5 protein-coding genes and 1 pseudogene are annotated in these 10,064 nt (G+C 67.7%); 1 reads left to right on the top strand and 5 read right to left on the bottom strand.

Translation table 11 applies throughout. The annotated features are described in order from the left end of the window. The 5 genes from B141_RS0105250 to B141_RS0105270 all read right to left on the bottom strand — a co-directional run. The coding region (locus B141_RS0105250) for an ATP-binding protein (protein ID WP_020574124.1) at window positions 1–1,052 on the bottom strand (1,052 nt) is incomplete at its 3' end. Window positions 1,053–1,069: 17 nt separating this feature from the next. After that, window positions 1,070–3,184, bottom strand: coding sequence for an ATP-binding protein (locus B141_RS38970; RefSeq protein ID WP_020574125.1), 2,115 nt, complete (start codon window positions 3,182–3,184; stop codon window positions 1,070–1,072). An 85-nt stretch (window positions 3,185–3,269) separates the two neighbouring features. Further along, entirely contained in the window at window positions 3,270–5,072 is a 1,803-nt protein-coding gene (locus B141_RS0105260) for a glycoside hydrolase family 13 protein (protein WP_020574126.1), read from the bottom strand. A gap of 432 nt (window positions 5,073–5,504) precedes the next feature. Further along, window positions 5,505–7,814, bottom strand: a complete 2,310-nt coding sequence (locus B141_RS52150; protein WP_020574127.1) for an ATP-binding protein — start codon at window positions 7,812–7,814, stop codon at window positions 5,505–5,507. A gap of 94 nt (window positions 7,815–7,908) precedes the next feature. Next, complete coding sequence (locus B141_RS0105270) at window positions 7,909–9,450, bottom strand: lysyl oxidase family protein (RefSeq protein WP_020574128.1); 1,542 nt, start codon at window positions 9,448–9,450, stop codon at window positions 7,909–7,911. Between the two features lie 386 nt (window positions 9,451–9,836). On the opposite strand from B141_RS0105270, the pseudogene B141_RS51245 reads away from it, so the two are divergent. After that, window positions 9,837–10,064 (top strand): annotated as a pseudogene (locus tag B141_RS51245) (DUF222 domain-containing protein); the annotation flags it as partial.

The following is a 10,064-nucleotide window of genomic DNA, read 5'->3' on the forward strand; positions in this document are numbered from 1 at the left end:
AGGTCGGTGAGGCGGTGCCGTCCGTACTGCCGGATCAGGTCGAGTTGGCGGTATCGGGCCTGGCCCGCGTGTTCTTCGCGGACGAGGATCGACTTGTCGATGAGTTCGGTGACCAGGTCGATGACGTCCTCGGGTTGGGTGTCGTCGGCGCAGACGGCTTCGGTGGCGGCGAGGTCGAAGCTGCCGGCGAAGATCGCTGAGCGGGCCCAGAAGCGTTGTTCTGCTGGGGTGCACAGGTCGTAGCTCCAGTCGATGAGTGCCCGCAGGGTCTGGTGGCGTGGTGCGACGTTCTTCGGCCCGGCGGTGAGGAGGCGGTAGCGGTCGTCGAGGCGTTCGAGGATCTGCTCGGGCGAGAGTGACCGCAACCGCGCGGCGGCCAACTCGATCGCGAGCGGAATGCCTTCCAGCCGCTGGCAGATACCCACGACCGCGTCCTTGTTGTCCTCGCTGAGGATGAAGTGCCGGTGTGCGGCGGTGGCGCGTTCGGTGAAAAGCGCGACGGCCTCGAACTGCTCGAGCGTGGGAACGGATGGTATGCCCCCGTCCTGCTCAGGCAACGACAGCGGCGGCACCGCCATGGTCTGCTCGGTCGGGAGGTTCAGCGCCTGCCGGCTGGTGGCCAGAATCTGGACGTACGGCGCCGCACGCAGCAGGCGGTCGGCGAGTACGGCGCACTCCTCCAGCAGGTGCTCGCAGTTGTCCAGCACCATCATGAGGCGCCGCTGCCGCAGGTGGTCGGAGAGGATGCCCATCGGATCCCGGGGCGAGCTCTCCCTGATCTCCAGCGCCTCGACGACGGCCTGCCCGAGCAGTCGGGGATCGGAGAGCCGGGCGAGGTCGACCAGCCACGCACCGTCGGGAAACGCGCGCTGCAAACCCGCCGCGACCCGCAGTGCCAACCTGGTCTTGCCCACGCCGCCGACGCCGGTGAGCGTCACCAACCGGGAACGGGACAGGAGACGCTTGATCTCCGCCTGTTCGGTGCGCCGTCCGACGAAACTCGTCGAATCCGCGGGCAGATTTCCTGCCCGTGATCGCGTGTGATTAGCCACTGCTCGTGCCATCACCGTCACTCGGCCAGCGCGTAGGCGACCGCCTGGGCGGTGCTGAAATCGCCGCCACGGTGCCGGGCCGCCTGGAAGGTTCGTTCGCCAAGCTCGTTCCGGCACCGGATTTCGCACCCGTCGCGGGGAATCCCCCAACTCTTGGACCCGAACTGCGGCAGGCCTTGTGGTTGCCACATCCGGTGTGCGGCGCCGAGAAGCACCGCGGCTCGCGTGGCCTCGCCCTCGGCGGCCGCGATCCAGGCCAGCAGATCGATGATCAGGGCCATGCCGAGCAGATCGTTGAAGCTGCGCTTGATCCGCAACGAGTCCCGCGCGTGCGCGGCCGCCTCCGCCAACCTGCCGGTCTGCCATTCCGCGAGCGCGAGGTCGAAGAGGACGTACGAGTGGATCCAGCGTTCACCACGGCGTTCGCAGATCGCGCGGAGGTCTTCACACAGTCGGGAAGCCTCCTCGGCACTGCCGAGGAATGTGAGGACTGCCCCGAGTTGGGCGCGCGTCATCAGGGCGCCGCCCTCCAGAGCGCTGTCGTGCGGCGCCCTGGCGGACTCGACCGTGAGTCGTTGGGCCGCCTCCCGCAGCAGGGTCCTGGCCCGCGGCAGGTCGTCCGCCAGGAATGCGTTGATGCCGAGTGCGTGGATGCCGCAGGCCAGCGCGACGCTGTCGTCGTGTTCCTGGCCGTAGGCGACGCACAGCTCGCCCATCGCGGTGCCCGTGGCTGTATCGCCTTGTAGTGCGGCGATCCAGCCGTTGATCCACGCCGCCCGGACTCGATCCGCCGAAGGTTGCTGATTGACCCGAAGGGCGCGGTTCATCCAGTAACGCCCCTCCGCGAGCATCCCGCAGGCCATCCAGTAGAACCACAACGTCGCGGCCATCAAGAGTCCGACCCGCGTGTCGCCGGGAGTGGTGAGTGAGAAGTCGAGCGCGGACCGGATGTTCGCGTGCTCGAGCCGCAGCTGGGTGGCCTGCGACTCCTGATGGGGCCCGATCCAGCCGGCCGCGTCCTGTTCGGCCATCTTCTGGCACCAGTCCCGATGGCGCCGCTGGAAGGCGAGATCCTGCTCGGAATCGTGGAGTTTCTCCTGACCGTATTGTCGGATCGTCTCCAGCAGCCGGTAGCGCACCCGGCCGTAGCGTTCCTCTCGGGTCAGGATCGACTTGTCCAGCAGGCCGGCCACCAGATCGAGCACCGCATCGACGTCGCCGCCAACTCCGTCGCCGGCGCAGACCCGCTCCGCGGACTCGAGGTCGAAGCTGGTCGGAAACACCGCCAGCCGTTCCCACATCAGTTGCTCGCCGGGCGAGCACAGCCGGAAACTCCAGTCGATGGCGGCGCGCAGGCTCCGGTGGCGTTCGACGGCGGCCGGCTCGTCAGCGGTCAGCCACCCGGAGCGGTCCTGCAGGCCGATCAGCAGCTGTTCGAGGGACATCCCCGCCAGTCGTACGGCAGCCAACTCGATCGCCAAGGGGATCCCGTCCAGCTGATGGCAGATCTCCGCGACCGTACGGCGGTTCTCCCCGGTGATCCGGAAGCCGGGTCGCACAGTGGCCGCGCACTGCGCGAAGAGGTTCAGGGAGGCGTACTCGGTGCCGCTCGCGGGTGGCAGCGCGTCGACCGGCGCAGGCAGCGGGGGGACGAGCCAGACGTGTTCGCCCGTAATGTCCAGAGGTTGCCGGCTGGTGGCGAGGACGCGGAGGTCAGGTGCGGCCTGTAACAGTGTGCTGAGAACGTCGGCACAGGCGTTGACAAGATGCTCGCAGTTGTCGAGGACCAGCAGAAGGTTCTTGCCCCGCAGGAACTCGACAAGATCGTCAAGCGGATCTTGCGCTGACTGGGAGGGTATGTCCAGCGCCATGGCGATCGTGTGTGCCAGCAGCCCACCGTCGTGCAGCGGCGCCAGCTCCGTGAAGCAGACGCCGTCGGCGAACACGTCCTGCACCTGGATGGCGACTTCCTGGCAGAGCCGCGTCTTGCCGACGCCGGCGACGCCAGTCAGCGTGATGAGCCGCGCAGTGGACAGCAGGTCCTTGATCTCGGCGAGCTCACCCCTGCGGCCCACGAGGCGAGGAATGTCAAGGGCGAGGCTGCCGATCCGCCGGTCAGTCACGGCGCCCATACGGGCAGCCTAGCCGGGAGAGGCGCCCCGAGGTCAGCTCGTTGGGTGAGCCAGGCGCCTCAGCCGGTCGGGTGTAGCAGGTGCCTCAGCTGGTCGGGTGCGGCAGCTGCCACCAGGCCGCGGAGTTCGGCGGCATCTTCTCGCCGACCTCGTCGTCAGTGGCGAGGAGGAGTTCACCCTGCACGGGCGAGACGACCGGCTGGTTGGAGCAGTTGAGGACGCAGGTGAACCCGTCACCCCGGCTGAAGGCCAGGACGCCCGGCTCGGTGGCGAGCCACTGGAGCTCGTGCGCGGACAGAGCGGGGGTCTCCCGCCGCACCGCGATCGCCTGGCGGTAGAGGCTCAGCATGGATTCGGGGTTGTCGAGCTGCTGGTCAGCCGCCAGGTGCTTGAACCACTCGGGCTGCGGCAGCCAGGGCGCGGTCCCGTTGGCGGCGGGAGAGAAGCCGAGGTGGGCCTGCTCGGTGCTCCAGGGAAGGGGCACCCGGCAACCGTCACGGCCCCGGCGGATGCCATTGCTGCGGTGGTACATCGGGTCGGTGAGGACGTCCTCCGGCAGGTCGACGACCTCGGGCAGGCCGAGTTCCTCGCCCTGGTAGAGGTAGGCCGCTCCGGGGAGGGCGAGCATCAGCATGGCCGCCGCACGGGCGCGGGTGGTGCCTAGCTCGCGGTCGCCCGCCGTGCCGCCCGGCGTTCCTCCGGCGTAGCGGGTGACGGCGCGCGGCATGTCGTGGTTGTTGAGGACCCAGGTGACCGCGGAACCCGCATCGGCGATGGAGGCGAGCCCGGAGTTGATCACCTCGCGCAGGCCCTCTTCCTCGAAGTTGGTGTGGAGGAACTCGAAGTAGAAGGTCTGGTGGAGTTCGTCGGGGCGCTGGTACATCGCCAGCTGCGCGGGGTCGAGGACGCCGACCTCACCGATCAGGACTCGCTCGTGTCCGTCTCGCTCGGTGTATTCGTCGGCGATCGACCGCCACCGCCGCCACACGTCGTGCACCTCGGGCTGGTTCCAGGCGTACGGGTTGAGGGGGTGTCCGGTCAGCTCGTCGGCGTCGGCGGACTCGTGGTCAGGAAGTCCGGCGGCCTTGTGGAGTCCGTGCGCGACGTCGATCCGGAACCCGTCAACGCCCCGTTCGAACCAGAACCGCAGGATCTGTTCGAAATGGGCGGCGACGTCGGGGTGGCCCCAGTTGAAGTCGGGCTGCTCGGGGGCGAAGGTGTGCAGGAACCACTGCCCAGGGGTGCCGTCGGGTTCGACGCAGCGCTGCCAGGCCGGGCCGCCGAAGATGGAGCGCCAGTTGTTGGGGGGCTCGTCGCCGTTCTCGCCATTCCCGTCCGCGAAGTGGAAGCGGGCGCGTTCGGGGCTGCCCGGTCCGGCGGCCAGCGCCGCGGTGAACCAGGGGTGCTCGATGGAGCAGTGGTTCGGGATGACGTCGATGATGAGCTTCATGCCCTGCAGGTGCGCGTCCCGCAGGAGCCGGTCGAAGCATTCGAGCGTTCCGTAGTCGGGGTCGACGGCCTGGTAGTCACTGACGTCGTAGCCGTGGTCGTGGCCGGGGGAGGGGTAGAACGGGTTGAGCCAGATACCATCGACACCCAGGGACCGCAGGTAGGGAAGCTTGCTGCGGACACCGTCGAGATCGCCGATGCCGTCGCCGTTGGTGTCGTGGAAGCTACGAACGTAGACCTGGTAGATCACCGCGTTGCGCCACCAGCCCGGCCCAGAGTTGGGGTGGGCGTGGTGGAGTCGGGTACGAGGCGCGTCGAAGTAGGCGTTCTCAGACCAGGAGACGATTTCCTGGCATCCCGCCTCACATCCAGGCAGGTCGAGGGGCCGCGGGGTCCGGCTGGTGCCGGGCGTCGGCCTCGGGCTGGTCTGCTGGAGCATTTGACTACCTCAGGACTTTCGTCATCGGTCTCCAGGTCGTTTGACCACGTTCCCTCGGTCCAAGGGCCTACGGCATCGGGACTCATACCGAGATGGCTACGTACTTTCGTCCTGCGTACGTAGGTGTCAGCGCTGGACGTGGCGGCCTTCTGACCCGTCAAACCGGTCCGCATTCGGGCATAACGTGGTGCCAGAAGGTCCTTTGAAGGGGGTCGAAGGTCCCGGGACCTGAGTCCCTACCTACGCAGGAAGCCTCGGGACCTCAGTCCGGGACTTTAGTCCCGGGCCTTGGGGGGCCTTTTCAAAACTCGTGGTCGCCGCGCTGCTGTGTGAGGCCCCAAATGACCACGTAAACGTGATCATTTGGGGCTCCAACCAGGGGGACCTTGGCCCCGCATGGAGTTTCTGAACAACGCCCCCTGGTGCGGGACGTCAGTCCCGATGCTCGGCGAGCCAGCTCGCGACCTGGGCGCGGGAGGTGAATCCGAGCTTGCTGAGGATGTTCTCGACGTGCGTCTCGGCGGTACGCGGGGAGACGACGAGCCGGGCGGCGATCTCCTTGTTACTCAAGCCCTGGGCGAGCAGCGTGGCGACCTCGCGCTCCCGCCTGGTCAGGGACGCGGCGTGGGTGGTCGGGGCCCGGATGCCGGTCTCCTTCGCGTACGCCACCGCCTCCTCGAAGCTGAACGCCGCGCCCTCGGCGTACGCCCGCTCGAACGCGGCGGGACCGATCGCGGTGAGCACCCGAGAACTCGACAGCTCGTCGAACCGGTAGTACGCCCCGACCTCGGCCACCGTGACCCCGCTGACCCGCCAGATCGCCTGTGTCGCGCCCATCAACCGGGCCGCGTGGTCGTCTGGTTTGACGGAGGCCGCACACCAGGCGAGCGCCTCGACACAGAACGCGATCCCGGTGCGGTCGTTCAGTGCTTCCTTGAGCGCGATCGCCTCGCGGAGCACTCGGCTGCCGCCGTGGAAGTCGCCTTCGCGCCAGCGGATGATCCCGATGCCGAAGAGGCCGTACGACCTGGACCAGTCGGCGCCCGAGCGCTCGGCCAGCTCCAGCGCCCGCTCGCTGAACCCGGACATCCGGGGATCGTCGAGGAAGAAGTGGCAGATGGCCAGCAGGAGGAGGCAGTCGAACTCCCCGATCAGGTTGCCGGCGGCGAGGTGGCCGTCGAGCCCGTCCTCGAGGATCGGCACAGCCTCGTCCAGGTCACCGAGGAACATCGCGGCCTGGCCCGCGCACTCCGCGATCCGCGCCCGCAGGAGGGGGTTGTCGAACCGCCGTTCCAGTTCGGCGCACTCGGCGAGGAGGTGACGGAACTCGTCGAAGCTGCCGGCCAGCATCGCGAGGTACGCCGCCGCCCAGAGCGCGTGGGCGCGATCCAGGGTCGGCTCCGGTGCGCTGGCAAGCGCCCGGGCAAGCCAGTTGTGTCCTTCCCGGAGCGAGCCACCGGCGGTCCAGAATCCCCACAAAGGTGCCGCGATCTCCAGTGCGGCGGGCGCCTCAGCTGGCTCGCTGAGGCTGAACTCCAGCGCCGCTCGCAGGTTGGGGTGCTCGCGGTAGAGCCGCTCGAACCAGCCCACCTGATCGGGGCCGAAGCCCTCCGCGTCGTACCGCTGCGCCAGCTCGCGGTAGTAGTCGCGGTGCCGCAGCCGCACCGTGCGTTCATCCCCCGTGCCCGCCAACCGCAGGTGGCCGTACAACCGGATGGTCTCGAGCATGCGGTACCACGCCCGCGGGCCGTACCTTTCCGCCTCCCGGGTGAGGACCGACTTGTCGATCAGTCCCGCGAGGAGCCCCGCCACCTGCTCGCCGGCCAGGCCGTCCTCCGCGCAGATCGCGTCCACCGCGGCCAGGTCGAAGCCGCCCGAAAAGACCGAAAGCCGCTCCCACAACAGCTGTTCGGCCGGCGTACACAGGTCGAAGCTCCAGGCCACCGCCGCCCGCAGCGCCTGCTGGCGCGGTGGTGCGACGCTGCTGCCGTGGGTGAGGAGACGGAAGCGGTCGTCCAGCCGGTCGAGGATCTGCCGCACCGAGAGCGCCCGCACGCGGACGGCGGCGAGTTCGATCGCGAGCGGGACACCCTCCAGCCGCTGGCAGAGCTGGATCACGGCATCGCGGTTGTCGTCGTCGATCTCGAAGTCGGAGAGGACGGCTTGGGCGCGGTCGACGAAGAGCGCCACCGCCTCGTAGTGGGTCGCACTGCCGGCCCCGACCGCCTGGTCCGGGTCCGGCATGGAGAGCGGGGGTACGGCCAGAATCTGCTCGCGCTCCACGCCCAGGACGTGGCGACTGGTGGCCAGGACCTTCAGCCCGGGCGAAGCGGCCAGCAGCTTGCTCGCGAGAATCGCGCAGGCATGGGAGAGCTGCTCGCAGTTGTCGAGCACGAGAAGGAGTTGCCTGTCTTCCAGATAGCTGGCGAGCCGGTCGATCGAGTGCTCGGTCCCGTCGCGGAGTTCGAGCGCACTCATCAGGGTGGGTGCGAGGAGTTCGGGCTCGTGCAGGTCGGCAAGCTCGACAAACCAGGCACCGTCGCGGAACGACCGGCGGACGTCGGCGGCGACCCGCAGTGCCAACCGTGTCTTGCCGACCCCGCCCATGCCGGTGAGCGTGACCAGGCGGCTGCGGGTGAGCAGCCGCCTGGTCTCAGCGAGTTCGCGCCGGCGGCCCACGAAGCTGGTCAACTCCGCGGGGAGCCGGCCGGGTAGGAGGACCGCCGGTTTGGTGCTTGGCATTTGCGATGGAGCTTCGCGACGTTCGTACGTACCAGTCTCGCTGTCAGTCTAGGTTCCGACTGTCAGGCGTACGGTCCGTCAGGCGTACGGTCCGTCAGGCGTCGATCCCGTCGTACGGCGGGACCGTCACCGTGCGCGCTTCGGGCGTCCCGCCCAGGATGACCTTGCGGTACGAGACGTTGTTCGTGGTGTCTGATTCGTACAGCCTGTGGTCGGGGTTGGCGGCCACCTCTATGTAGTAGGCGCCGTTCGGCAGGGTGGTGATGTCGAACGACTGTCCGGGGAGGTACTGCGCATAGGTGTCGCCGGAGCCGATGTCGAGCACCTCGCGTACTGCCAAGGAAGACTTGTCACCGCACGCGGTGTGCAGGTCGGTGCCCTCAGGCCGCCAGTTGGCGTTCGGGATGGTGTAGTCGACGGCATCGGTGTTGGCCAGGCAGAAGGCCTCCTTGCCACTCCTGACGGCGACCTTCTTGCTGGCGTCGAGCAGGCGGTACTGCGCGAAATCCCGGAAATGCCAGTGCTCGTGGCCGTCCCGGGCATCCCATTCCATCTCGCCGACGGGTGCGTATCCGACCTGCTTGCCCTTGGAGTCGAAGAAGTACTGGTATGCGTCCATCACGTCTTCGCCAGAACGCCGGAAGCCGTCCACGACGAGCGGCGACGTCCCGGCCGTCCACACCGTCGCGTTGAACGCGAGGTACTGCGCCGGGGTCTTCGCCCGCACGCCTTCGCGGTCCCAGTCATCGGTCAGCTGGATGCCCCAGGCAGGAAGGGACCGCAGGTCTGGCTTCGGGCCTTTGGGAATGCGCGGTTTGCCGGTCGGCCGGATGGCAGCTGGTTGGGGGACCGGCGAGGTTGGCTTGGCGCGGTGGCTTTGAGCAGTGCCGGCCCGAAGGCAGCCGGTCGGCCCGACCTTCGCGGCTCCTTGTGGCATGCCGCAGTCGTCAGGTGGCGTGCGTACAGTGACCTTCACTGTGGCCGACGACTGCGTGGTGGGGATCTTGAACAGCTCGCGATAGGTCTTGTTGAGCGTGACCGTCGCGGTGTAGTTGCCCACCGGCAGATCGACTGGGCCGCCTTCCCATGCCTCGGAGGTGGCCGCGGACCAACCCGCCTGGATTCCCCAGACCGAGCCCAGCGTGAATGGGTTCGACGGGCAACCCATGGGATACGGCGACTTGTCAGGTGCGTCGGGGCGGGTCCTCGCGGAACTGTAGGAATTCGGACAGAAATCGTCGTCGCGCTCGAAGACCTTCTTGCCGGCAGCATTCTTGATCGTCACATGGGTGAAGTCGCGGAAACCGGTGAAGTCCGTCACCACGCCCGCGGGCAGTGGCACCCGGCGCTTCGAGCCGCCGGTGCGGATGACCTGGGTCGCGACCACGGGATCCTTGTAGGTCGCGCGTTTCGCCCAGATCTCGAATGGATTCTTGCCGGCCACCACATGGGTGCCGAGGTCGAGATAGACCCCTTCTTCCTCCCACCGGTCGAGGATCACGGACGTCGAAGCCCTGACCAGGCGAAACTGTGGTTCGGACTTCGCCGGCAATGCGAACGCGGTGCCGCTCCCCAAAAGTGCGGTCACCGTGGCTGCGGCGAGCAGGCGGCCGCCGTAGCGGAAACGTGATGCCATGAAACCCCCCTTGCCGTGAGTACGCCGGCTAGAGGTGGAGATCACCGCCGGCTGATTGCCAAGACGCCGGCAACACGCGAAACGTTGCAGGACAAAAGGGACCGTCTTGATGCTTTGCCCATTTGTGATCAAGCACAGCGTGATTAAGTGCGGGGTGGTCGAGTGTGGAGTGATCGAGCGCGGCGTGATTGAGCGCGGCGTGATTGAGCCGCATCGCGGTCGGGGCGCTCCTGCCCATGCAGATTGACCGGCGACTGGGCCAGACACAGACCGCCGTCGCGAACTCCGACAAGGCCCCTATCGCGGCAGTGAAACACCTTGTGAATAAGGATTCTTGCGGTCATCGCTGGTTGCGGGAGTGATCTTGGTGGAGTAAGATCGAACGTATGAGCGACGGTGATGGTGTGCGGATCTCACCGCTCCCGCCCGGGTTTGCTGACATGGCACCCGGGCCGGGATTGGTGGCGGCGTTCGCTGCTGTCGATCGGTCGGCGTGTAATGGGTTCGAGCTTGGCGTGTTGCTTCAGGCCGCGCGGAAGGTCGCCTGTTGGGGCGAGTCTTTGAGTCTTGCTGTGGCTGCTGTGTTGGCGCACTGCCCGCCCTGCTTCAAGGAT

This window comes from Actinopolymorpha alba DSM 45243, assembly GCF_000373925.1.
In the GTDB taxonomy this organism is placed as follows: domain Bacteria; phylum Actinomycetota; class Actinomycetes; order Propionibacteriales; family Actinopolymorphaceae; genus Actinopolymorpha; species Actinopolymorpha alba.

Excerpts from the sequence above, each read along its gene's own strand:
- B141_RS38970 (WP_020574125.1), bottom strand. The coding sequence starts at position 3,184 with ATGGGCGCCGTGACTGACCGGCGGATCGGCAGCCTCGCCCTTGACATT.
- B141_RS0105270 (WP_020574128.1), bottom strand. The coding sequence starts at position 9,450 with ATGGCATCACGTTTCCGCTACGGCGGCCGCCTGCTCGCCGCAGCCACG.
- B141_RS52150 (WP_020574127.1), bottom strand. The coding sequence starts at position 7,814 with ATGCCAAGCACCAAACCGGCGGTCCTCCTACCCGGCCGGCTCCCCGCG.
- B141_RS0105260 (WP_020574126.1), bottom strand. The coding sequence starts at position 5,072 with ATGCTCCAGCAGACCAGCCCGAGGCCGACGCCCGGCACCAGCCGGACC.